At 64.6% G+C, this 23,258-nt stretch carries 22 protein-coding genes; 11 read left to right on the top strand and 11 right to left on the bottom strand.

The genetic code is table 11. The features are described from left to right. Positions 1-23: 23 nt before the first annotated feature. Together M1D87_RS20710 and M1D87_RS20705 are read right to left on the bottom strand one after the other, a co-directional pair. A complete protein-coding gene (locus tag M1D87_RS20710; protein ID WP_421091832.1) occupies positions 24-2,465 on the bottom strand; it encodes a penicillin acylase family protein in 2,442 nt (813 codons plus the stop codon). Positions 2,466-2,843: 378 nt separating this feature from the next. Further along, positions 2,844-4,184, bottom strand: a complete 1,341-nt coding sequence (locus M1D87_RS20705) for an aminotransferase-like domain-containing protein (protein ID WP_123084192.1) — start codon at positions 4,182-4,184, stop codon at positions 2,844-2,846. A 155-nt stretch (positions 4,185-4,339) separates the two neighbouring features. On the opposite strand from M1D87_RS20705, the gene M1D87_RS20700 reads away from it, so the two are divergent. Next, positions 4,340-5,536, top strand: a complete 1,197-nt coding sequence (locus tag M1D87_RS20700; protein ID WP_123084193.1) for an MFS transporter — start codon at positions 4,340-4,342, stop codon at positions 5,534-5,536. A 54-nt stretch (positions 5,537-5,590) separates the two neighbouring features. Here M1D87_RS20700 and M1D87_RS20695 read toward each other — a convergent pair whose 3' ends face one another. The 4 genes from M1D87_RS20695 to M1D87_RS20680 are packed head-to-tail and all read right to left on the bottom strand — an operon-like array spanning position 5,591 to position 7,257. Then, the gene (locus M1D87_RS20695; RefSeq protein WP_003258907.1) at positions 5,591-5,788 is read right to left on the bottom strand and encodes an SEC-C metal-binding domain-containing protein; all 198 of its coding nucleotides are present in this window, start codon (positions 5,786-5,788) and stop codon (positions 5,591-5,593) included. Between the two features lie 7 nt (positions 5,789-5,795). Beyond that, positions 5,796-6,281: an LEA/WHy family protein gene (locus M1D87_RS20690; protein ID WP_025340373.1), complete on the bottom strand. Its 486-nt coding sequence runs from the start codon at positions 6,279-6,281 to the stop codon at positions 5,796-5,798. 2 nt (positions 6,282-6,283) lie between these two features. Next, positions 6,284-6,760, bottom strand: a complete 477-nt coding sequence (locus M1D87_RS20685; RefSeq protein ID WP_015271542.1) for a YchJ family protein — start codon at positions 6,758-6,760, stop codon at positions 6,284-6,286. A 2-nt stretch (positions 6,761-6,762) separates the two neighbouring features. Next, a complete protein-coding gene (locus M1D87_RS20680) occupies positions 6,763-7,257 on the bottom strand; it encodes a DUF6231 family protein (protein WP_123084194.1) in 495 nt (164 codons plus the stop codon). A gap of 159 nt (positions 7,258-7,416) precedes the next feature. On the opposite strand from M1D87_RS20680, the gene M1D87_RS20675 reads away from it, so the two are divergent. From M1D87_RS20675 to M1D87_RS20660, 4 genes are all read left to right on the top strand, one after another. After that, a complete protein-coding gene (locus M1D87_RS20675; RefSeq protein WP_003258902.1) occupies positions 7,417-8,109 on the top strand; it encodes an OmpA family protein in 693 nt (230 codons plus the stop codon). An 89-nt stretch (positions 8,110-8,198) separates the two neighbouring features. After that, positions 8,199-8,918: an OmpA family protein gene (locus M1D87_RS20670; protein ID WP_123084195.1), complete on the top strand. Its 720-nt coding sequence runs from the start codon at positions 8,199-8,201 to the stop codon at positions 8,916-8,918. Positions 8,919-9,016: 98 nt separating this feature from the next. Continuing rightward, positions 9,017-9,292 carry a DUF1145 domain-containing protein gene (locus tag M1D87_RS20665; protein WP_013973933.1) on the top strand — a complete coding sequence of 92 codons (276 nt, stop codon included), beginning with the start codon at positions 9,017-9,019 and terminating at the stop codon, positions 9,290-9,292. Continuing rightward, positions 9,285-10,043 (top strand): hypothetical protein, encoded by a 759-nt coding sequence (locus M1D87_RS20660; RefSeq protein ID WP_024087646.1) that lies wholly within the window; start codon positions 9,285-9,287, stop codon positions 10,041-10,043. Before M1D87_RS20665 ends, M1D87_RS20660 begins: the two co-directional genes overlap by 8 nt. 150 nt (positions 10,044-10,193) lie before the next feature. On the opposite strand, the gene M1D87_RS20655 is transcribed toward M1D87_RS20660, so the two are convergent. Beyond that, positions 10,194-10,658 carry a CopD family protein gene (locus M1D87_RS20655; protein ID WP_061550340.1) on the bottom strand — a complete coding sequence of 155 codons (465 nt, stop codon included), beginning with the start codon at positions 10,656-10,658 and terminating at the stop codon, positions 10,194-10,196. Between the two features lie 98 nt (positions 10,659-10,756). Between M1D87_RS20655 and dinG the strand changes: the two genes are divergently transcribed. The 5 genes from dinG to pdxH all read left to right on the top strand — a co-directional run bounded on the left by dinG (position 10,757) and on the right by pdxH (position 18,333). Next, complete coding sequence (gene dinG / locus M1D87_RS20650) at positions 10,757-12,901, top strand: ATP-dependent DNA helicase DinG (protein WP_013973931.1); 2,145 nt, start codon at positions 10,757-10,759, stop codon at positions 12,899-12,901. An 81-nt stretch (positions 12,902-12,982) separates the two neighbouring features. Then, positions 12,983-15,217, top strand: a complete 2,235-nt coding sequence (locus M1D87_RS20645; protein WP_123084196.1) for a beta-galactosidase — start codon at positions 12,983-12,985, stop codon at positions 15,215-15,217. A 227-nt stretch (positions 15,218-15,444) separates the two neighbouring features. Further along, positions 15,445-16,590, top strand: a complete 1,146-nt coding sequence (locus tag M1D87_RS20640) for an EstA family serine hydrolase (protein WP_023660953.1) — start codon at positions 15,445-15,447, stop codon at positions 16,588-16,590. A gap of 99 nt (positions 16,591-16,689) precedes the next feature. Beyond that, on the top strand, positions 16,690-17,667 hold the full coding sequence (locus tag M1D87_RS20635) for an OmpA family protein (protein ID WP_031324384.1): 978 nt from the start codon (positions 16,690-16,692) through the stop codon (positions 17,665-17,667). An 18-nt stretch (positions 17,668-17,685) separates the two neighbouring features. Next, positions 17,686-18,333 carry a pyridoxamine 5'-phosphate oxidase gene (pdxH, locus tag M1D87_RS20630; RefSeq protein WP_061304842.1) on the top strand — a complete coding sequence of 216 codons (648 nt, stop codon included), beginning with the start codon at positions 17,686-17,688 and terminating at the stop codon, positions 18,331-18,333. 40 nt (positions 18,334-18,373) lie between these two features. Here pdxH and M1D87_RS20625 read toward each other — a convergent pair whose 3' ends face one another. After that, positions 18,374-18,607 carry a hypothetical protein gene (locus M1D87_RS20625; protein WP_123084197.1) on the bottom strand — a complete coding sequence of 78 codons (234 nt, stop codon included), beginning with the start codon at positions 18,605-18,607 and terminating at the stop codon, positions 18,374-18,376. 146 nt (positions 18,608-18,753) lie between these two features. On the opposite strand from M1D87_RS20625, the gene M1D87_RS20620 reads away from it, so the two are divergent. Next, positions 18,754-19,218, top strand: coding sequence for an outer membrane lipoprotein (locus tag M1D87_RS20620; RefSeq protein ID WP_013973925.1), 465 nt, complete (start codon positions 18,754-18,756; stop codon positions 19,216-19,218). Between the two features lie 69 nt (positions 19,219-19,287). Here the strand turns inward: M1D87_RS20620 and nhaA are convergent, their stop codons facing one another. From nhaA to M1D87_RS20605, 3 genes are all read right to left on the bottom strand, one after another. Continuing rightward, positions 19,288-20,463, bottom strand: a complete 1,176-nt coding sequence (nhaA, locus tag M1D87_RS20615; protein WP_123084198.1) for a Na+/H+ antiporter NhaA — start codon at positions 20,461-20,463, stop codon at positions 19,288-19,290. A gap of 311 nt (positions 20,464-20,774) precedes the next feature. Further along, entirely contained in the window at positions 20,775-22,382 is a 1,608-nt protein-coding gene (locus M1D87_RS20610; RefSeq protein WP_015271531.1) for an NAD(P)/FAD-dependent oxidoreductase, read from the bottom strand. Between the two features lie 103 nt (positions 22,383-22,485). Then, positions 22,486-23,160, bottom strand: coding sequence for a COG3650 family protein (locus tag M1D87_RS20605; protein ID WP_123084199.1), 675 nt, complete (start codon positions 23,158-23,160; stop codon positions 22,486-22,488). Positions 23,161-23,258: the final 98 nt, after the last annotated feature.

Below are 23,258 nucleotides of genomic sequence, written 5' to 3'. Positions count from 1 at the left end.
GCCGGTAAGCAGGAAAGGCTCCACTAGCGCCCAGGCACCAACGTCAAACGCTGGTTGCCATACGCCCGCCCGAAGTTCTGCTGCTGCAGTGGCAGGCTCATGAAGCGCCCTTGGAACCAGGCATCCAGCCCATCGCTGTAATGCGTGCTGGCCGGGTTGCCGGACTGCCCGCTGCTGGTCAGCACCTGCAACGGCTCGGCCTGGCCGAAGTCGACGATCATCCGTGCCGAGGCCGGCAGGCGGGTGTCGAATTCGCTGCCCCAGGCATATGGCGTCAGGGCCAGGGTGGTGAAGTCGCCACCGGCAGCCAGCGGCGGGCGACCGAGGGCATCGCCCAGGCCATGGTAGGCCGGTGCAGGCCAGCGGTACTGGTGCAGCTTGCCCCACTGCCAGGCGCGGCGGTCGGCGCCCAGTTGCGCGGTGCCGGCATCCACAGCGCCCGCCAGGCTGCGGGCGAGAATGGCCGGCTTGTCTTCTTTCTGCGGGGTATTGCGGTCATCCCAGAACGGGCTGTCGTCGCGGCCCAGCAGGTGGTCGGCCTGCGCCGAGAACGACAACCGCGCATTGCTGACGAAGGCCTGCCAGGCCGGGCCGGATTCCGGGCCCAGGTCGTCGAGGAAGGTTTGCCGGGCCATTTCCTGGAGGAACAGTTCGTACAGTGCGGCATCGGCCGACACCGGGCTCAGGCGGCCATCGAAGGCCTTGAGCCGGGCCAGCGCGTCGCGGGCCTTGTCACGCTGTGCGGCGGGCAGGGCATCGATCGCCTGCTTGAGCGGCTGGGCCATGCCCGGGGCGTCGAACATCTGCTTGAGCTTATCAGCCAGCAGGGTGGTCTGGTCGTTCTGCAGGGCCATCAGGCTGCGGCTGTCGTGGCGGCCATTGCCGGCCTTCTGGGCCAGGCGCTCGGCGCGTTCTGGGTAGTACCAGGTGCTGGACAGCTGCATGCCATAGCCGCGCGGCAGGCTGCGCTGGTTGGCGTGGCCGATCCAGCCGGCGGGCGGGTCCTGGTCGTAAGGGTGCAGCATCGGGTCGGCATAGCCGTCCCAGTCGTAGCGCCCGTCCCAGCCCGGCGAGGGCAGCAGGCCCTGGCCTTCGCGGCGGTTGGGGTAGCGGCCACTGACTTGCCAGCCGATGTGCTCGGGTTCGGCGAAGATGAAGTTGAGGGCGGCGGCGGTCACTTCACGGGTGCTGTCGAAGGCACGCTCCACGCTCTTGGCACGGGTCAGGTCGAACAGCGCATCCAGGCTGCGGTCGCCCTTGAACTGTGGCAGGTTCAGCGCCAGGCCCAGGCTGGCATTGCCTGGCTGGGCCAGCAGGGTGCCGTGGCGGGTGTCGTACATCACCTCGCGCAGCGGGCGCTGGCCGCGGACGAAGAAGGTTTCGCTACGGGCACGGGCCGGCAGCCATTTGCCGTCGGCGAGGTAGCTCAGTTGGCTGCCCTGGTAGCGCAGTTGCTCCAGATACAAATCCTGGTTGTCGGCCATGACCGCGCTGCTGCTCCAGGCCAGCTTGCCGTTGTAGCCGGCCAGCACGATCGGCAGGCCAGGCAACGACAGGCCGGCGACCTGGTACTTGCCGGTGTGGATCTGCACCGGGCTCAGGGCCCAGGCGGCTCGGCTGTCGCTGGCCAGCAAGCTTTTGCCGCTGCGGCTGCGCTGCGGCGCCAGGGCCAGGTTGGCCGAGCCCGGGCTGCCCAGAAGGTCGAGGTCGGCCAGCTTCTGGCTGGCGGCTGCCAGGGCTGGCAGCCCCGGCAACTGGCTGGCCAGGTTCAGGCCCTTGAGCTTGTCCACTTCGGCTTCGGCCAACGGCTCGTCCGGGGCGCCGGGTAGCAGCCAGGCCAGCTTGTCGCTGCCGGCTTTTTGCGCCAGGGTCAGGGCGCTCAGTTCTTCCTGCAGGTTCACCGACTGGCTGAACGCATACAGGGTGAAGATCAGTGCCGAGTCCTCGGGCTTCCAGTATTCGGGGCGGTAGCCACTGCTGGCCAGGCCGGCGGGCAGCTTGTCGCGGTAGCGGAACAGGTAGGCGTTGACCCCGCGTGCATACACTTCGAAGAAGCGCTTGAGCCGTGGCGACGCGTCGGCGTACTGCTGGGCGGCGCTTTGCTTGAGGTTGGCCGCGCGCATCAGGCGGTCGATGTCCAGCGCGTCGCTGCCGGCCAGTTCTGCCAGGCGGCCCTGGGCCAGCAGGCGCATGGCGACCATCTGCTCGATGCGGTCGCCGGCATGCACATAGCCCAGGCTGAACAGGGCGTCATGGAAGCTGCTGCTTTCGATCAGTGGTGCGCCCATCGCGTTGCGCCGTACCGAGACGTTCTGCGCCAGGCCCTTGAGTGGCTGCACACCGCTGGTCGGCGGCACGCTGTCCTGGTAGCCGCCCGTCTGGCAGCCGGCCAGCACGAGCATGCCGAGCAGCGTGGCAGTGGTTGCGAACCGCGGGCGGAATGGAGGAAAGGCGGAGGCGGCCATGACAAGGGCTCCTGCAAGGCGTGGCGGGTTTCGAAAGGCGCTAAGGTAGTGAGCGCGCAGGCGCCGTGCAAGGTCCCTGGGCGGTTTATTTTTTGTGCTTGGCGTGGGGTGTGTGGTGCCTGTGAGATCGAGCGCCGCCCGCGCGGCGCTTCGCAGCGCAAGGCTGCTCCTACATCTATTTCGGGCCAATTATTCCTGTGAGGTTTGTGCGCGAACGCTTTGGCGCATGGCTCGATATCGCGTTGTACGAACAAGGCGGTCGCGTGCACTGGCATAGGCATTACTGGCCCGAAACAGATGTAGGAGCAGCCTTGTGCTGCGAAGCGCCGCGCGGGCGGCGCTCGATTTGCGCGCCACCTCAAAAATCAAGACATGCACTCAAACCTTGAAATGTTCGGCCACGGCGTCGGAAAAGTGCGTGCAATTGATGCGAGCAAGGCGTTGATAGTCACGGCTGACGGCGAAGGCCGAGCCCGGCATCAATAGCACTTTGTGCTGTTCCAGGCGACGCATGAAGGGCTGCAGGTCGGCCAGTTCGGGGTGGTAGACCCACAGGAACATGCCACCTTGGGGCGTTATGTCGAATTGCCAGCCACGCGCCCGCAACAACTGCTGGGTCTGCGCCTGCTGCCGGATCAGGCGCTGCTGCAGGTCTTGCATGTGCCGGGCATAGGTGCCGTCGGACAAGATGGTGTTGACGAAGCGCTCGCAAAACGCCGGTACCGCCACGCAGGTCAGCAGCTTCAGGCGTGTCAGCGGCTCCATCAGCTCTGCCGAGCATGCGATGTAGCCCACGCGCAATGAGGCGGACAGGCATTTCGAGAAGCTGCCGATGTAGATGACCCGCTCAAGGTCGTCCAGTTCGGCAAAGGTCTGGCGCACACCCGGACTGAAGTCGCCGTAGACATCGTCCTCGACCACGAAGAAGTCGTGTTCCACCGCCAGGCGCAGGACGCTAAAGGCATTGTGCGGGCTGATGTTGCCGCCGGTCGGGTTGTGGAAGGTACTGTTGCAGAAGAATGCCTTGACCTTGTGCCTGGCCAGGTGCTCCTTCATGTCTTCCACGCTCGGTCCGTCCTGGGTTCGGCGCACCCCGACCACATGGCCCCCGGCCAACTGGATCAGCTTGATCAGGTTGCCATTGCCGGGCTCGTCGACGAACACGTGATCGCCTGGCTTGATCAACAACCGCGCCACCAGGTCCAGCGCTTGTGTGGCGCCCAGCGTAGTCAGCAACTGAGTTGGCCGGGCATCGACACGGGTCAGGCGTTTCAGGTGCACGCACAACTGCTTGCGCATGGGCAGGTAGCCCTGGATGTCGCCATATTCTGCCAGCGAACTCTGCTCCAGGCGTGCCGTGCGCCGAATTGCCCTGGCCAGCAGTTCGGTGTCTCGCCAGGCGGGTGGTAGCCAGCCGCTGCCCAGTTTGGTGTAGTGCTGGCCCCCCTGCAGCAACTTGAACAGCGGGTCGTCGGCCATGCCTGCGGGCGTATCCACTGTGCCGGTTTGCCGTGTGTGGCTGGCGACGAAGTAGCCGCGGCCAGGAATGGCGGTCAACACACCTTCGCTTACCAATCGGGCATAGCTGGAGACGACATCGTGGTAGCTGCAGCCAACCGCCGCCGTCAACTTGCGGATGGACGGCATGCGCTGGCCAGGCAGCCATTCGCCGGCTTCGAGGCGCTGTTTCAACTGGTCATGAAGGCTGTGCGGGCGCATGGCGGGTCCAGCAGCTGTTAGAAAAAACAGCCTAACAGTTAACCGGAAAGCGCGTCGACTGTTCGAGCTTCAGGGCGCGGCAGATGCGACCATGCACCTGTCGGCATCTTTCCCAATACCGAAATCGACCCGTCCACCAACCGTGAGCACACGCTATGTCGAGCACACTCCCGCGGCGCACGTACCTGTATTTCACCGCGCAATCGATCAACCTGACGACTGCGGTCATGTCCGTGACCATGGCGGCTATTGTCGGGGCGGCGCTGGCGCCTGCCGCCACATGGTCCACTGTGCCCTATGGGTTCCAGTTCCTCTGCCTGATGCTGGCTACCTATCCGGTCTCCAGGCTGATGAGCCGCATTGGCCGCAAGCGCGCCTTCATGCTGGGCTCGGTCCCCTTGGCGGTGTCTGGCATCAGTGGTTACCTGGCGGTGCAGTACCAGCACTTCCCGACGCTGGTGATCAGCCATTCGGCATTGGGCATCTACATTGCGTTTGCCAACTTCAATCGCTTCGCGGCCACCGACAATCTGGCCCAGAACCTGAAGCCCAAGGCGCTTTCCCTAGTGGTGGCCGGTGGTGTGATCGCTGCCGTGGTCGGGCCGGCGCTCACCGAGTGGCTGAGGGACGTTGGTGGGTATCCGCTGTTTTCGCTGTGCTACGCCGCTTTTGTCGGCCTGGCGGTGATGTCGTTGCTGACAGCGGCCTGCCTGCCCGGCGATACCGGCACCGCCAGTAACGACCGTGCAGCGAAACCGGCTGGCACGACCGCCGAGCCGCTGAGCCCGGTGGTTGCCGTGGCCATGGCCGTGGCCGCGCTGGGTTACGGGATCATGAATTTGCTGATGATCCAGGCGTCCATGCACATGAAACACATGCATGAGGACTTTTCCGACGTTCGCCTGGCGATTCAATGGCATGTGATTGCCATGTTTGCGCCGTCGTTCTTCACCGGCGCCATCATCCAAAAGCTCGGCATCAGGGCCACCATCTGTCTCGGCCTGTGCCTGCTGATCGGTTGCACGGCCATGAACATGTGGTCGCACAGCTACGCGATGATGACCTTGTCGCTGATAGCCCTGGGCCTGGGTTGGAACCTGACCTACGTGGGCGGTGGGGCGCTGTTGGCGCAGACGCTGCAAAACAGCCCGGCAGCGATGCAGATGCAAGGGAAGAACGATCTGGCCATTGCGGTGTTCGCGACCGTTGGTGCATTCAGCCCATCGCTGTTGCTGGGTACGGTCGGCTGGGATGGCACCAATGCCATTTGCATGGCCCTCTGCATCGTGCTGCTCATGGCCACCGCAGGGTTGCTGCAGCGCAAGGTTTCAGGGCCTGCCAGGGCCAGTTAGACCCCGGCTACCCTCCGCGCGGCCCGCAGCAGGGACGCGCGAGTGCTGTTCAGGTCAGGCGCCGTGGCACTTCTTGAACTTCTTCTGGCTACCGCACGGGCATGGGTCGTTACGGCCAACGTCCTTCAGGGCGTTGCGTACCGGCTCCTGGTGGCCGTGGTTGCAGTGCGGGCCGTGTACATGGCCATGATCGTGGTGGTGATCATGATCGTGGTTGCAGTCAGGGCCATGAACGTGGGGTTGCTGGGACATTGCAGGGTCACTCCGGTTTGTAATCGCCGGGGATTATCTCACCACTGCGCGACAAGTGCAGGTCCCGATGGATGAGCAACCCGGTCGCCAGCTCGCCCTGCAGGCTGTAATGCAGTGGTTGTTCGCTTTTCAGCAGCTTGGCCAGCGGTTTCAGGTGCTGCCACAGGTTGGTCCGTGCGGTGATCTTGAAAGTACGCCGGGCATGCCCGCCGACACTGCGCCACACGCTGGTTTCATCCTGCACCAGCAACAGGTCGTTGAGGCGTATGGCATACGACAGGTTGCGGATGAACAGGCGGCTGTCATTGGGGTTGTCGATTCGCAGATGCAGCACGAACTCCTGCTCCAGCAACCTGGCCTTGACCGTCTCCACCTCGACCAGGTGTACCTCGGGTTCGCGCCAGTCGTCACTGCCCCAGCTGGCGCAGCCCGCCAGCAGTGCGAGCCATGCCATCAGGGTGGCGAGCAGCAGCGGGCGGGTGCGGGCGATCATGGTCAGCTACCCACGTAACTGGCGCAGCATTTCTTGAACTTCTGGCCGCTGGCGCAGGGGCAGGGGTCGTTGCGCCCGGCCTTGAGCCCGACCGTGGGGTCGATGAAGTACCAGCGCCCGGCGTGCTGGACGAATGCCGAGCGCTCGCGGTGCTGATGGTCGCCCTCCTGGTCGTGCCAGCGTGCAGTGAAGGTGACAAAACCGTGCTCCGGCTGGCCGCCCAGCACCTCAGCGCTTTCCACCTCCAGGCCCAGCCAGGTGCTCTGGGCGCTCCAGGCGGCCATGGCGGCACGGTCCAGGCCGGCTTGCTGGGCCGGCAGGGTGGTGGCCACCAGGTAGTCGACCAGGCCCAGCACGTAGGCACTGTAGCGTGAGCGCATCAGCGCCTGGGCATCCGGCGCCGGGGTACCGGCGTGGTAATGCCCGCAGCAGGCGTCGAGCAGGTTGCCACTGCCACAAGGGCAGACCGAGACACTCATCATCACCACCAGTACTTGCCGAAATTTTCAGGGTTGGCCCAGAACTTGGCATTCAGCCAGTCCGGTACCTGCTTGTAGTCATGTAGATCATAGGTGAACAGGCTCAATACCTGCTGGTCACGGCAGAATTTCTCGCTGGCCGACAGGGCAAGGGCAAAGAAATCGGTGTCCTGCCAGCCACAGGCGGCCAGGTCGGCCAGCACCGCGACCCGGCTGGCATTGAGGTTGCGAATGCCACCGAGCAATTCCAGGCCGGTGCGTTTTGGCAGGTGCTCCAGGCAGTCCACCAGTACCGCAAGGTCAAAGCGCTGGGCTGCCAGTTCTGCCGGCAGCGGGCCTGGGGCGGCCGTGGCGATGGTTACCTGTGGGTGCGCCTGGGCGAAGGCGTCCAGCGCCGGGAAGCGCGTGCCCACCAGCAGCAGGCGTTGCGGAGTGAAGCGCTCGAGCAGGGCCGCCAAGGCCTGCTGCGGGGTGCGCTGGGAAAAACCGTCGGTCATTGCCAATCCTCGTTGAAGTCATCCAAGACTAGCGGGCCGCAGCGTGCGGGCAAAGAGGCATGTCACTGTGTCGTGGCTTATTGGTGGCAGGGATCAGATGCTCGGTCTTTACTCCCTGAAATCGGCCTTATGCCGATTCCCCCTAGGAGAAGCAATGAAATGAGCATAGTACGCACAGCGATACCCCTGGTTCTGCTCACCAGTGTGTTGACTGGTTGTGCAGGTTTGCAAAAGACCGACTGGCCGAAATGTGCCGCCGTCGGGGGTGTAAGCGGCGCTGCCCTGGGCGCCATCGAGAGCTCCAGCTGGGCTGGTTGGGGCGCGTTGCTGGGCGGTGGCCTGGCGGCGGGCTATTGCTGGGCCCATGGCGATGGCGACGAGGATGGTGACGGTGTGCCGGACAGCCGTGACAAGTGCCCAGGCACCCCGCGCGGTGTGCAGGTCGATGCCAACGGCTGCCCGCCGGAGCCGGCCGCGGTGGTCGAGGAAGTGGTGGTGCAGAAGGAAGAAGTCATCGTCATCCGCGATGTGCACTTCGAGTTCGACTCTGCGCGCCTGACCGCCAGCGACAAGGAGCGCCTCAACACTATTGCCACGCGGCTGAAACAGGAGGCACCGTCCGCCCGCCTGAGCGTCAGCGGCCATACCGACAGCGTCGGCTCCGACAGCTACAACCAGAAACTGTCCGAGCGCCGTGCCCACTCGGTGACCGATTACCTGGTCGAGAGCGGTGTGCCGCGCAGCAGCTTCGTGTCGGTGGTCGGTGCTGGTGAAACCCAGCCGGTGGCAGACAACGCCACGGCCGAGGGGCGTGCCATGAACCGCCGTACCGAGATCAAGATCCAGCGGTAGACCGGCGTGCGCCCGTGCCTTGAGCAGTGGCACGGGCGCGTCTTCACGGCGGTCAGCCGCCCGTGGCCAATGACACAGGAGCATTCAGCATGAGTGTGACGTCGAAGGCGGGGCTGCCGCTGTTGGTGGCTGCCAGCCTGCTAGCGGGCTGCGCTACCCACAGCGATGGCAGCGCGCCGCTCAACCAGAGGACCTGGCCCATCTGCAGCCTGCTCGGCGGCCTGGTCGGTGGTGGCCTTGGCGCCATCGAAAGTTCGAGTTGGGCGGCTGGCGGCGGTGCCCTTGGCGCCATTGCCGGGGGCCTGATCTGTTACGCCCAGGATGGCGACGAAGATGGTGACGGTATTTTCGACCGTCGCGATCGTTGCCCAGATACCCCCGCCAACACTGCGGTCGACCACATGGGTTGCCCGTTGAAGGTGTACCCCGCATCACCGCCTGCCACTGAACCTGAACCCTCGCCGGAGGTGATCATTCTGGATGACAACGGCGCGGTGATGTTCGCCTTCGATTCCGCCGAGCTGACCCCTGCGGCCCAGCAGCGCCTGCAAGGCCTGGTGGCAAAACTCGACTCACCGACGGTGGCCAAGGTAAGCGTGATCGGGCATACCGATAACGTCGGCTCCGACAGCTACAACCAGGCACTTTCCGAACGCCGCGCCAGCAGCGTGGCCGTTTACCTGATCGGCCAGGGGCTGGAGGCGGGCAAGGTCACCAGCCAGGGGCGCGGCGAGAGTGAGCCGCTTACCGACAACGAAAGCGAGGAGGGCCGTGCCCGCAACCGACGGGTGGAACTGCACCTCAACTGAGTGGTGCTGGCGCCTGTCCGGGCATTGCAGTTAATGTTGGTCGCACGGCCCGCTCGAACGGGCCGTCTCGACATAACAACAATCCATGGGGGCGGGATATGAAGTTCATCCTGGGCTTGGGCAAGGTCCTGACTGTCGCTTTCTGGGGGGTGGTGCTGTTCAATCAGTTCATGCCACAACCCTTGCCCTTCAACCTGCTGATCAACGCCGCCGGCATCACCTTGCTGGGCCTGCACCTGCTTGAAGTGCTGTTCTTCAATGGCAGCTTGCGCGGCCGCAGCCACCGCTGGTTCGATCGTTTGCAGATCCTGTTGACGGGTATCTTCCATGTCATGTCCATCCCCCGTGTGCAGGAGGCGCCGCGAAATGCGTAATCTGATGTTATTGGCCATGTTGGCCGCTCCCCTGGCCCAGGCCGAAAGCCTGGAGGTCGCTGCCAATTCCATGCTGCGCCTGCCCGACAAGTCTGCCAGCGTGCACCTGGCACAGTTGCGTGTCGCCGATGCCGCAACCCTGCTGCTGCCTGCCACGCTCGCGGAATTGAAGGTTGACCAGCTGGAGCTGGGGCGCGATGCGCGTATCGCCATTGCACCTTCCGATAGCCCGTTGCTGATCGAGGCGCGCAGTGCGCGGCTGGGTGAGGGTAGCGAATTCAGTGCGCCGGGAGCGGCGGGTACTTACCAGCGGGGAGCCCGGTCAGGCCGCAGCCTGGACCTGAAACTGGCTGAAGTGGATGCCGAGCGCCTGGCCATCGATGCCCGTGGCGGTGCCGGTGCGCCGGGGTACGTGGGGCTGGATGGCGCCAACGGCCAGGCCGGTGGCTGCACCTGGGGCCAGGCCAGCCGCGGTGCCAACGGCGATGACGGCGGCAACGGGCACGATGGCGCGCCGGGTGGACGCATCCGCCTGAGCGTGCCGCAGGGCTTTCCGCAGGAACGCATCGTGGTGCGCCTGGACGGCGGCGCACCGGGCAAGGCCGGGGCTGCTGGCAAGGCCGGCAAGGGCGGCGCTAGCAAGGGTTGCCTGGTGTACCGCACAGACGCCGGCGCCAACGGCCGGCCGGGGCAGCCGGGCCAACCTGGGTTGGCCGGCGCTGCAGGTGAGCTGATTCTGCAGCGCCTCTGAAGCCTTGCCGCGCCCCCTGTAGGAGCGGCCTTGTGTCGCGATGGGCTGCGCAGCAGCCCCAGGATTTCAGCGCCTTCGCACAAATTGCCGGGGCTGCTGCGCAGCCCATCGCGACTCAAGGCCGCTCCTACAGGGGCCGAGCAGATCCTGTCAGAGCATCAGCCGCGAACTGGCCACGACTACCACCGCAAGACCGAGCAGCAGGTTGATCCCCACCATCCGCCGAATCCGTCCCAGCACTGCCGCACCTGCCGGCCAGTCCTCGGCCTGCACCGCCGCCCTCAACTCCGGCAGCAGCAGCGCCTGGATGCGCATGAACAGGGCAAACATGGCGATGCCCCCACCGATCATCACCTGCACATACTTCGGTGCAGTCTCGAAGCCGCTGAAGCGCATGTGCAACATGCCGATACCACTTATCGCCAAAATCGCCACGGCCAGCCAGACCCAACCGAAGAAGCGTCGGAAAACTTCCACCCACAAGCGCAGCCGGGCAGGCCCTTCAAGGGCTGCAACCGTTGCCGGGCGCAGCACCAGCCAGGCGAAGAACATGCCGCCGACCCACACCAGGGCGGCCAGGACATGCAGTGTGTAGGGCAGGGCAAAGGCAAGCATCCGGATCTCCATGCGGCATAAAGGGCAATAGCGGGGTATGATAGCCGCCCCATGCGAAACACTGAAAATATATCCAGCCCTCCGGGCGCCTGCAGACCATGATCAGCAACGAACTCAAAGCCACCATCCAGGGCGCCTATACGCGTTTTCTCGAAGCCAAGAGCCTCAAGCCGCGCTATGGCCAGCGCCTGATGATCGCCGAAGTGGCCAAGGTGCTCGGCGACATCGCCTGCGACGAAGAAGGCCGCCGTGCCGGCGAGCCTGCCGTGGTGGCAGTGGAGGCGGGCACCGGTACCGGCAAGACGGTGGCCTACAGCCTGGCTGCCATTCCGGCCGCCAAGGCCGCCGGCAAGCGTTTGGTGATCGCCACCGCCACCGTGGCGCTGCAGGAGCAGATCGTCTTCAAGGACCTGCCCGACCTGATGCGCAGCAGCGGGCTGAACTTCAGCTTCGCCCTGGCCAAGGGCCGTGGCCGCTACCTGTGCCTGTCCAAGCTCGACATCCTGCTGCAGGAGGGCCACGCCCAGTCGGCCACCGCCCAGCTGTTCGAGGAAGAAGGCTTCCACATCGAAGTCGACGAGCGCAGCCAGAAGCTGTTCAACAGCATGATCGAGAAGCTTGCCGGCAACCGCTGGGACGGTGACCGCGACAGCTGGCCCGAAGCCCTGGAAGACCAGGACTGGGCGCGCCTGACCACCGACCACAGCCAGTGTACCGGCCGTCATTGCCCGAACTTCCAGCAGTGCGTGTTCTACAAGGCCCGCGAAGGCATGGGCAAGGTCGACGTGATCGTCACCAACCACGACATGGTGCTGGCCGACCTGGCCCTGGGCGGCGGTGCGGTATTGCCCGACCCGCGCGACACCATGTACGTGTTCGACGAAGGCCACCACCTGCCGGACAAGGCTATCGGCCATTTCGCCCACTATTCGCGCCTGCGCTCTACTGCCGACTGGCTGGAGCAGACCGCCAAGAACCTGACCAAGCTGCTGGCCCAGCACCCGCTGCCCGGTGACCTGGGCAAGTACATCGAGCAGGTGCCGGAGCTTGCGCGGGAAGTGCGCACCCAGCAGCAGTTCATGTTCACCCTGTGCGAGCAGGTTGCCGACTTCCGCCCCAGCGAGGACAACGAAGGCCGTGAGCGCCCGCGCTACCGCTTCGAAGGCGGCGTGGTGCCGGAGCAGATTCGCGAAGTGGGCATCGAACTGAAAAAAGGCTTTGCCCGCCTCAACGACCTGTTCACCCGCTTGGCCGACCTGCTCAAGGAAGGCATGGACGGTGAGGTCAACATCGGCATCGCCAGCCACCAGGCCGAGGAGTGGTATCCGCTGTTCGGTAGCCTGGTCACCCGTGCCCAGGGCAACTGGGAACTGTGGACGGCCTTTACCGCCGAAGATCCGGAAGACAGCCCACCCATGGCCCGTTGGCTGACCCTGGCCGAGAGCGGTGCGCTGTTCGACATCGAAGTCAATGCCAGCCCCATCCTGGCCGCCGAAATGCTTCGCCGCAGCCTGTGGAGCGTGGCACATGGCGCACTGGTGACCTCGGCGACGCTGACTGCGCTGGGCAAGTTCGACCGCTTCCGCATGCGCTCGGGGTTGCCCCGTGACGCGGTCACTTGCGTGGTGCCCAGCCCGTTCGTGCATGGCGATGCCGGCCTGCTGCGGGTCCCCGACCTAAAGGCCGACCCGCGCGATGCGGCGGCGCATACCGCAGCGATCATCCGCGAACTGCCGAACATCGTCGAAGATGCCCGTGGCGCGCTGGTGCTGTTCTCCTCGCGCAAGCAGATGCAGGACGTGTTCGATGGCCTGGACCGTGACTGGCGCAAGCTAGTGCTGATCCAGGGCAACCTGTCCAAGCAGGAAACCCTGAACAAGCACAAGGCACGGGTCGACGACGGCCAGCACAGCGTGCTGTTCGGCCTGGCCAGCTTTGCCGAGGGTGTCGACCTGCCGGGTGCCTACTGCGAGCACGTGGTGATCGCCAAGATTCCTTTTGCCGTGCCTGATGATCCGGTCGAAGCGGCGTTGGCCGAGTGGATCGAGGCTCGCGGCGGCAACCCGTTCATGGAAATTGCCGTGCCCGACGCCTCGCTGCGGCTGATCCAGGCCTGTGGCCGCCTGCTGCGAACCGAACAGGATCGCGGTGTCATCACCTTGCTTGACCGGCGCCTGGTCACCCAGCGCTACGGCAAGGCTATTCTCAATGCGCTGCCGCCGTTCCGGCGGGAGATTTCCTGACCGCCGGAGCACACTTGCTCCGGCGCGTTGTCCATTACTCAGTCGTGGGCCATGAGGGCCCTGAAGGAGAGCCCCAGCCTTATGGTCCGCCGTACCCTGCCCGCCGTTTTTGCCCTGTTGTTCAGCTCGCCGTTGCTGGCTGGGCAGCAGACGCTTTTCAGCTTCGTGCGCCCGGCCTCGGTGGTCAATGTGGCGACCGAGGATGCCGGCATGCCGCAGTACAACGCGGAGCAGACGGCCGAAGGCGAAGTGTTGCGGCGCGTGGTGTTCAACCCGGCCCTGCGGCCGACCCTGCGCCTGAGCCCGCAAAGCGGTGTGTGGGACTGGTCCGGCGGTCAGTTCCTGACCTTGCGCCTGCAAAGCGCGATGGATTGGGCGCTGACCGTGGACGTGTTGGTGCAGGGCAGTGATGGGCGCACGTTGACCAGCCGCATCGACCTTCCGGCCGGTCCTGCACAAACCGTGATGGTACCGCTGACGGCCAGTTCGCCGTTGAGCCAAGGCATGCGCGCCGGCCCGCCCATGCCCTGGAACCATGGCGGCCAGCGCCTGCTGCTGACCAGCAGCGCCGGTGCGGTCGACCTCAAGCAGGTGACGTCGGTCAGCCTGAGTATCCCCAACCCCAAGGTGGCGCAGAACCTGCTGATCGAGCGGGTGGGCATTCAGGATGACGACCAGGCATACAAGGCGGCCTACCAGGAGCTGATCGATGCCTATGGCCAGTCCACCCGCGGCCATTGGCCAGAAAAGGTTACCAATGACGAGCAGCTCAAGGCGGCCGATGTACGCGAGCAGCAACAGCTCAAAGGCTGGCTGGCAGAGCGTGGCAAGCAGCAGCTGGACGCGTACGGCGGCCTGCTGGCCGGGCCGGCGTTCGAGGCCAAAGGCTTCTTCCGCACCGAAAAGCGTGACGGCCGCTGGTACCTGGTAACGCCCGAGGGGCATCCGTTCTATTCCCTGGGGGTGAATGCCGTCGCCGCGGATGGCGGGCGTACCTATGTCGCCGGGCGTGAGGGGATGTTCAAGGGGTTGCCGGGTGAGGAGGATGCACTGGCCGCATTCTATGGTGATGGCAACAACGACGATGGCAACCCCTCGTCGCAAGGGCGCAACTTCAAACAGGGGCGCTGGTTCGATTTCTATGCCGCCAACCTGCAGCGCACCTATGGCAAACCCTGCCCGCCCGCGGTAGAGGGGCAGCCGGCAAGCTGCCCACCATTGGCGCTGGATACCGCCCGCTGGCAGGCGCATGCGCTCGACCGCCTGCAGGCCTGGGGTTTCAACACGGTCGGCAACTGGAGCGAGCCGGCCCTGGGCCAGGCCAGGCGCATGCCGTACACCTTGCCGCTATCGATCGTGGGGGATTACGCCAGCATCAGCACCGGCATGGACTGGTGGGGCCGCATGCCCGACCCGTTCGACCCGCGTTTTGCCATGGCCACCGAGCGCGCCGTGGCCATTGCCGCCCGCGATCACCGTGACGACCCCTGGCTGATCGGCTATTTCGCCGACAACGAACTGTCCTGGGCCGCCCCCGGTAGCGACCCGAAGGCGCGTTACGGCCTGGCCTACGGAACCTTGCGTCTGACTACCGATGTACCGGCCAAGCGCGCCTTCCTCAAGCAGTTGCGTGACAAGTACCGCAACCAGGAAGGGTTGTCCAAGGCCTGGGGCATCGAGCTGAGCGCCTGGGAACTGATGGAGGACCCGGGCTTCGAGGCACCGTTGCCGAACCCGGAGCACCCGGAAATCGAGCGTGATTACCAGCACTTCCAGCAGGTGTTCGCCGAAACCTACTTCAGGACCATTGCCGACTCGTTGAAGTGGCATGCGCCCAATCACCTGCTGCTGGGTGGCCGCTATGCCGTCAGCACGCCGGAGGCGGTCAAGGCCTGCGCCGAGTTCTGCGATGTGCTCAGCTTCAACTTTTATACGCTCAAGCCGCAGGACGGCTACGACTTCACCCGCCTGGCCGAGCTGGACAAGCCGGTGTTGGTGTCCGAGTTCCAGTTCGGCTCGCGCGATCGCGGGCCGTTCTGGCCGGGGCCGCTGGAAGTGGCGCGGGAAGAAGACCGTGGCCCGGCCTACGGCAACTTCCTCAAGGCGGCCCTGGCGCAGCCGATGATCGTTGGCGCGCACTGGTTCCAGTACCTCGACCAGCCGGCCAGCGGCCGCCTGCTCGATGGCGAGAACGGTCACCTAGGGTTGGTGGCGATCACCGATATGCCATACCCGGGGTTTGTCGATGCCGTGCGCAAGAGCAACTTCCAGGCAATGAGCCAGCTGCGCGTCCAACTGGAAAAACCGGCGCCCTAGCCAAGGACGACGCGGTCTTTTTGTGGGAGCGGCCTTGCGTCGCGAAAGGACTGCGAAGCAGTCCCCTGAATTCAGCGGCGCTGCATAAATTGCCGGGGCTGCTGCGCAGCCCATCGCGACACAAGGCCGCTCCCACAGTGACCACCCAGCCCAAGCCAGTTTGCAAAACACCAAACTACTGAAACAATGCACACCATTTTCGGAATTGGTCGTACGGAGAACAGCGGGTGCAGATCCAGGGTCACTATGAGCTGAAGTTCGAAGCAGTGCGCGAAGCCTTCGCCGCGCTGTTCGAAGATCCCCAGGAGCGTGGCGCGGCGCTGTGCATCCAGGTTGGTGGCGAAACCGTGGTCGACCTGTGGGCCGGCAGTGCCGACAAGGACGGCCAGCAGGCCTGGCACAGCGATACCATTGCCAACCTGTTCTCCTGCACCAAGACCTTCACCGCTGTCACCGCCCTGCAACTGGTCGGCGAGGGCAAGCTGGCCCTTGATGCGCCTGTGGCCAACTACTGGCCCGAGTTCGCCCAGGCAGGCAAACAGGCGATTACCCTGCGCCAGCTGCTCAGCCACCGCGCCGGCTTGCCGGCCATCCGTGAGCTGCTGCCGGCCGAGGCACTGTATGACTGGCAGGCCATGGTCGATGCGCTGGCTGCCGAAACGCCCTGGTGGACACCCGGCACCGAGCATGGCTATGCCGCCATTACCTACGGCTGGCTGATCGGCGAGCTGATCCGCCGTGCCGACGGCCGTGGCCCCGGCGACTCGATCGTGGCCCGTACCGCTCGGCCGTTGGGGCTGGATTTTCATATCGGCCTGGCGGACGATGAGTTTCATCGCGTAGCGCATATCGCCCGTGGCAAGGGCAACGCCGGGGACGCTGCAGCTCAGCGCCTGCTGCAGGTGACCATGCGCGAGCCCGAGGCCCTGTCGACCCGCGCCTTCACCAACCCGCCGGCGATCCTGACCAGTACCAACAAGCCGGAGTGGCGGCGCATGCAGCAGCCAGCCGCCAACGGCCATGGCAATGCGCGCAGCCTGGCGGGCTTCTATGCCGGGCTGCTGGACGGTAGCCTGCTCGAATCAGAGCTGCTCGACGAACTCACCCGTGAGCACAGCCTCGGCCAGGATCGTACTCTGCTCACCCAGACCCGTTTTGGCCTGGGCTGCATGCTCGACCAGCCCGACGTGGCCAATGCCACGTTCGGCCTCGGGGCCCGCGCCTTCGGCCACCCAGGCGCCGGCGGCTCGGTTGGTTTCGCTGACCCGGAACACGATGTGGCCTTCGGTTTCGTGGTCAATACCCTTGGCCCTTATGTGCTCATGGACCCGCGAGCCCAGAAACTGGTACGCGTCCTTGCCAGTTGCCTTTGATCGGGTAATGCGGGTATTGCCCCAGCCCTTTGACTATCCTCAATGCCAACGCCTGAAGGGCGTAAGCAAAATTTCTTTCTATTTCATGGTGTATCGCTGATGTCTTCACACAAAACCTTAGCACTCGCCCTGTGCCTGACCGCCGTTACCGGCTGCGCCAGTCACCCCCAGGACGGCTCGAAGGACAGCGCCTCGAGCTGGTGGCCCTTCGGTTCGGACAAGGTTGCCGAGCAGGAAGTGAAGCAAGCCGTCACGGAAAATGTGGCCAAGGCCGACGCCAAGTCCGACAACGCCAGCCGTTGGTGGTGGCCGTTCGGCGGTGAAGAGAAGCAGGCCAAGGGGCCGGTGGTGCCGAAGGTCGACCAGAAGGCCACCCAGGCCTGGCTGGACGAGTACGAGCCAAAGCTGCGTGAGGCGATCAAGGGCAGCAAGCTGGAGCTGGAGCGTCGTGACAACGTGCTGGCCGTAACCATCCCGGTGGACAGTTCGTACAACCCCGATCGCCCGAACATGCTGCTGCCGATGACCCTGGGCCCTATCACCCGTGTGGCCAAGACTGTCGAAGGCGATGCCAAGACCGCCGTGCTGGTACTCGGCCATGCCGACAGTAGCGGTGTCGCTGCCGCCAACCAGAAGCTCAGCCTGGAGCGCGCCGCTTCGGTGTCGGCCATCTTCCGCCTCAGCGGCCTGCAGCGTGATCGCCTGAACCTCAAGGGCATGGGCTCGGAAATGCCGCGCGCCGCCAACGACAGCGCCGAGGGCCGTGCCCTGAACCGCCGTGTGGAAATGCTGTTGACCCCGCAGAACACCATGGTCGCCCTGCTGGCCAAGTACCAGCAAGCCGCCCCGGCCCGCGCCCCGATGGTGGCGGTGCAAGATGTCAAAGCACCTGCTGCCAAGCCTGCCGACAGCAAGCCGGCCACCAAGGCTGCGGCGAAGAAGCCTGTGACCAAAGCCAAGGCCAAGGCGCCAGCCAAGACCACGGCCAAGAAAAAAGCTGCGCCGGCCAAGCCGGTTGCCAAGAAAGCTACCACTGAAAAGAAAGTAGCTGCCAACAGCCCTGCGAAGACCAACTGATCGTCAAGGAACGCAGCAATGACCCAATCCCTGGCCGATATGCGCCGCGACTACACCCGTGATGGCCTGGCCGAATCCCAGGCCCCGGGAGAGCCGTTCGCCCTGTTCCACCAGTGGTTCGCCGAAGCGGTGAAAACCGAGCAGGTGCCGGTGGAAGCCAACGCCATGACCTTGGCCACTGTCGACGGTGAAGGCCGCCCGCACTGCCGTATCTTGTTGCTGAAGGGGCTCGATGAGCGTGGCTTCACTTTCTTCACCAACTACGATAGTGCCAAGGGCCAGCAACTGCTGATCAACCCTTTCGCCGCCATGACCTTCTTCTGGCCGGCGCTGGAGCGCCAGGTGCGCATCGAAGGGCGGGTGGAAAAGGTCACCCCCCAGGAGTCTGACGCCTACTACCAGGTGCGCCCGCTGGGTAGCCGCCTGGGTGCTTGGGCTTCGCCACAGAGCCAGGTGATTGCCGGTCGTGAGGAGCTGGAGGGGCTGGTCAAGGCCACTGAGGCGCGCTTTTCCGACACCCAGCCGCATTGTCCGGAGCATTGGGGTGGGTATCGTTTGCTACCTGAGCGCATCGAGTTCTGGCAGGGGCGGGCCAGCCGCCTGCATGACCGACTGAACTACCGGCTGGTGGACGGGCAATGGCTGCGGGAGCGGTTGGCGCCCTGAGTTTGTCGGGGCCGCTTTGCGGCCCCGGCGCTCCATCAGGCTACCCCGGATACCCCGCAGCTTCCCGCTCCAGCCACCTCGCCAACTGCTTGCGCCCCACCTTCTCCACCCGCGCCTGCTCCAGCCTTTGCAGCATATACGCGCGTTTTTCAGGGTCCGACCCTGCCAGCGACAACGCCAGGTCACGGTCCATCCAGCAGCGCATGCGCACATACAGCCACCAGTGGAAATACAGCCCTGCAACGGTGGTGACCACGACGATGAAGTAATCCATGGCTATCCTTGGTCTCACTTGAAAGGCCTCGACACAGCCGTGCAGGCTGTCCCTTGGCTGAATGAAAACAATTTTATTACGTTTGTACCGTGACAGCCGTCAACGTGCAGCGTCTAATGAGCACCTGACTTATGGAGACCTTACCCATGCGTAAATCCGCTTTGCTGGTGGCGACCTTTACCACCATGTCGCTGTTGCTGGGTGGCTGTGCCTCGAGCCTGACCGGTGACAGCTACTCCCGTGATGAGGCCCGCCGCGTGCAAACCGTGCGCATGGGCACTATCGAGTCCCTGCGTCCGGTCAAGATCGAAGGCACCAAGACCCCGATCGGTGGCGGTGCTGGCGCCATCGTCGGTGGCGTGGCCGGGAGCGCCGTGGGTGGTGGCCGTGGCAGCATCGTCGCCGCCGTGATCGGTGCCGTTGCCGGTGGCCTGGCCGGTTCCGCCGCCGAAGAGGGCCTGACCCGTACCCAGGGTGTCGAAATTACCGTGCGTGAGGACGATGGCAGCATGCGTGCCTATGTGCAGGCCGTGCAGCAGAACGAGATCTTCCGCGTTGGCGACCGCGTGCGCATCATGACCGTCGATGGCACCAGCCGCGTCACGCACTGACCGTAGCCCAACAAGACAAAACCCCGACATGGCGCTCGCCAGTCGGGGTTTTGTCTTGTTGGGCTACGGTCAGCCGACGTTGGACTTGCGGCTGGCCATGGCGGTTACCGCATAGCCGATCACGGCGGCGAAGAACGAGCCGGTGAGAATACCCATGCGGTCCATCCCGGCGTAATCACTGCTGCCAGGCACAAAGGCGAGCGAGCCGACGAACAGGCTCATGGTGAAGCCGATACCGCAAAGTATCGCCACACCCAGCAATTGCCCCCAACTGGCGCCTGCAGGCAGCGCGGCCAGGCGCAGCTTGACCGCGACCCAGGTCAGGCCGAAGACACCCACGGTCTTGCCCAGCAGCAGCCCCACGGCGATGCCCAGTGGCACCGGGTGGGTGAAGCTTTCTACGGTCATGCCTGCCAGCGATACACCGGCGTTGGCGAAAGCGAACAGCGGCAGGATGGCGTAGGCAACCCAAGGATGCAGGGCGTGTTCCAGGGCGAGCAGTGGTGAGCGTTCGGCATGGCGCGTGCGCAGCGGGATGCACAGGGCCAGGGCGACGCCGGCCAGGGTGGCATGCACGCCGCTCTTGAGCACGCAGACCCACAGGATCAGGCCAACGACCATGTACGGCCCAAGCTTGACCACGCCAAGCCGATTCATCGACACCAGCAATACCAGGCAGGCGGCAGCCAGCAGCAGCGACATGCTCGACAGGGTGCCCGAATAGAACAGGGCAATGACGATGATCGCACCCAGGTCGTCGATGATCGCCAGGGTCATCAGGAACAGTTTCAGCGACACCGGCACGCGCTTGCCCAGCAGGGCCAGTACGCCGAGGGCGAAGGCGATGTCGGTGGCTGTGGGGATAGCCCAGCCGGCTATGGCGGCAGGGTTGTCACGGTTGATGAACCAGTAGATCAGTGCCGGTATCACCATGCCGCCCACGGCGGCGGTGGCTGGCAGGATCACCTGGGAGGGCTTGGACAGGTGGCCGTCGACCACCTCGCGCTTGACCTCCAGGCCGATCAGCAGGAAGAACAGGGCCATCAGGCCGTCGTTGATCCAAAGTAACAGCGGTTTGGCGATGTGCAGCGCACCGACCTGAACGGCGACGGGAACGTCGAGCAGGCCGCTGTACAGGTAGGACAGCGGCGAGTTATTGATGACCAGGGCCAGGATGGCCGCAGCGATCAGCAACAGGCCACTGGCGGCTTCGAGCTGGAAGAAGCGGGTGAACAGTCTACGCACGGGTTATAGGCTCTCCATGAGCAGTTGACAATGGAACGGGCGTACACCCTAGCCTTTGGCAATATGCTTTCAAACAAAAAACCATATTCGTTTTTGTTATATGGTATTGCCGACTGGGCTGCGGGAAAGCCTAGACGCAGATGGGGAAGGAGTGGGGAGGGGAAGTCTGATGTTTGTTGTGGATTTTTCTGATGTCTGCAGTGGCCCTTTCGCGGGTAAACCCGCTCCCACAGGTACTTCACAGTCTTCAATACTGTGCAGTACCTGTGGGAGCGGGTTTACCCGCGAAGAGGCCCTGGCATGTAAAAGGCTCAGAGGCCGAGCATATCCCGCGCCACCGCCTCGGCGATGCGAATCCCATCGACACCCGCCGACAGGATCCCGCCCGCATACCCGGCCCCTTCACCCGCCGGGAACAGCCCCTTGAGGTTCAGGCTCTGGAAGTCCTCACCGCGAGTAATGCGCAGCGGCGAGGAGGTGCGGGTCTCGATCCCGGTCAGCACTGCATCATGCAGGTTGTAACCCTTGATCTGCCGGTCGAACGCTGGCAGCGCCTCGCGAATGGCTTCGATGGCGAAGTCCGGCAGGCTCGGCGCCAGGTCGCCCAAGGTCACGCCCGGTTTGTAGGACGGCTCGACACTGCCCAGTGCAGTCGACGGCCGGCCGGCGACGAAGTCACCCACCAGCTGTGCCGGGGCCTGGTAGTTGCTGCCGCCCATCACGTAGGCGTGGGCTTCCAGGCGTTCCTGCAGCTCGATGCCGGCCAGCGGGCCGCCCGGGTAATCACGCTCGGGGTCGATGCCGACGACGATGCCGGAGTTGGCATTGCGCTCGTTACGCGAGTACTGGCTCATGCCGTTGGTAACCACCCGGCCTGGCTCGCTGGTTGCTGCGACCACGGTGCCGCCCGGGCACATGCAGAAGCTGTACACCGAGCGGCCATTCTTGGCGTGGTACACCAGTTTGTAGTCGGCGGCACCGAGTTTCGGGTGACCGGCGTACTTGCCCAGGCGAGCCTTGTCGATCAGCGTTTGCGGGTGCTCGATACGGAAGCCCACCGAGAACGGCTTGGCTTCCATGTACACGCCTTTGGCGTGCAGCATGCGGAAGGTGTCGCGAGCACTGTGGCCCAGCGCCAGCACCACATGGCGCGAGTGCAGCTGTTCGCCGCTCTCCAGCACCACGCCGGTCAGTTGCCCATCCTCGATCAGCAGGTCGGTGACCTTCTGCTGGAAGCGCACTTCGGCGCCGAGGGCAATCATGTCCTGACGCATCTGCTCGACCATGCCGGTGAGGCGGAAGGTGCCGATGTGCGGTTTGTTGATGTACAGGATCTCGTCCGGCGCACCGGCCTTGACGAACTCTTCCAGCACCTTGCGGCCGTGGTGCTGCGGGTCCTTGATCTGGCTGTACAGCTTGCCGTCGGAGAAGGTACCGGCGCCGCCTTCGCCGAACTGCACGTTGGACTCGGGGTTGAGCACGCTCTTGCGCCACAGGCCCCAGGTGTCCTTGGTGCGCTGACGTACTTCCTTGCCGCGCTCGAGGATGATCGGTTTGAAGCCCATCTGTGCCAGCAACAGGCCGGCGAAGATGCCGCACGGGCCGAAGCCGACCACGATCGGGCGCTCCTGCAGATCGGCAGGGGCCTTGCCGACGAACTTGTAGGTTACGTCTGGCGCCGGGCCGATATTGCGATCGTCGGCGAACTTGCTGAGCAGCTCGGCTTCGTTGCTGGCTTCCAGGTCGATGGTGTAGATGAACAGCAGTTCGCTGTTCTTCTTGCGCGCATCGTAGCTGCGCTTGAACAGGTTGAAGCTGAGCAGTTGCTCGTCGCGGATGCCCAGGCGCTGGACGATCGCTTCACGCAGGGCTTCGTCGGGATGGTCCAGGGGCAGCTTCAGTTCGGTGATTCGTAGCATGGCAGGGTCCAGTATCCCGGCCATGGGCGGCCGGCGGCTTTACACAAACCGCCAAGTATAAGCTGTTCGCCGCCCCGACTGGCAGGATAAAAGCGCCCGGCGATCAGTTGTCGCGTGCACCGCCATAGTAACCGCAGCCCAGCAGGGTCTTGCCGTCGATGCGCAGTTCGGCACGCAAGTGGTGGATGGCACCGGTGGCGGTGTCTACACAGCGTTGTGGCGCGACCCACAGCTCCACGTGCTGGCCGTTGGCTTCGCTGGTCAGGGTCAGGCCGCCGCCGGGCACTTCTTCTTCCAGAAAGGGCAGGGGCAGGGGGGGCTGGCCGACGCGGTTGAGCACCATGCCTTTGCCGCTGGCCTTGATGTCCCATTCCGGCTCATGGCCGTTGGCGCGCAGGGTCAGCTGCTTGAAGTTGGGGTCTTCACAGGCGCGGGTGGAAGGTTCCAGGCGGTACAGGCGGCGAACTTCAAGCTGGCCGTCGTTGTTGGCCTGTCTGCTGCCGGTGAGGCGGCCACGGACGTCGGCGAACAGTTTGTCGTTGGCGTCCTTGGCGAGGTTGGCGGCTTCCTGCAGGATGCCGGTTGCGGCGACGTCGCTGATCACGAAAGTGCGGTTTTCGCTGCACGGCTTGAACAGCAGCTGACCACCGCCGGCACGCAGCTCGCCCTGCATGCGCGTAGTGCCGATGTTCGGGTCGCTGGGGGCGTCAGCCATGAGCTGGCAGCCGGCGAACAGGGGCAGCAGGGCGGTGAGCAGCAGGGTGGGGGTGAGGCGCATGGGGCGGGCTCCGGGGATCTTTGCCGTGAAAGCAGGCCACGTTACTCAGGCTGGCGCTGGATCACAAGTTAATGGTTGCCTGTGCCGGCGATAGGGCC

The sequence above is a fragment of the Pseudomonas sp. SA233 genome, assembly GCF_054792385.1.
This window is presented reverse-complemented; position numbering and strand designations above follow the sequence as displayed.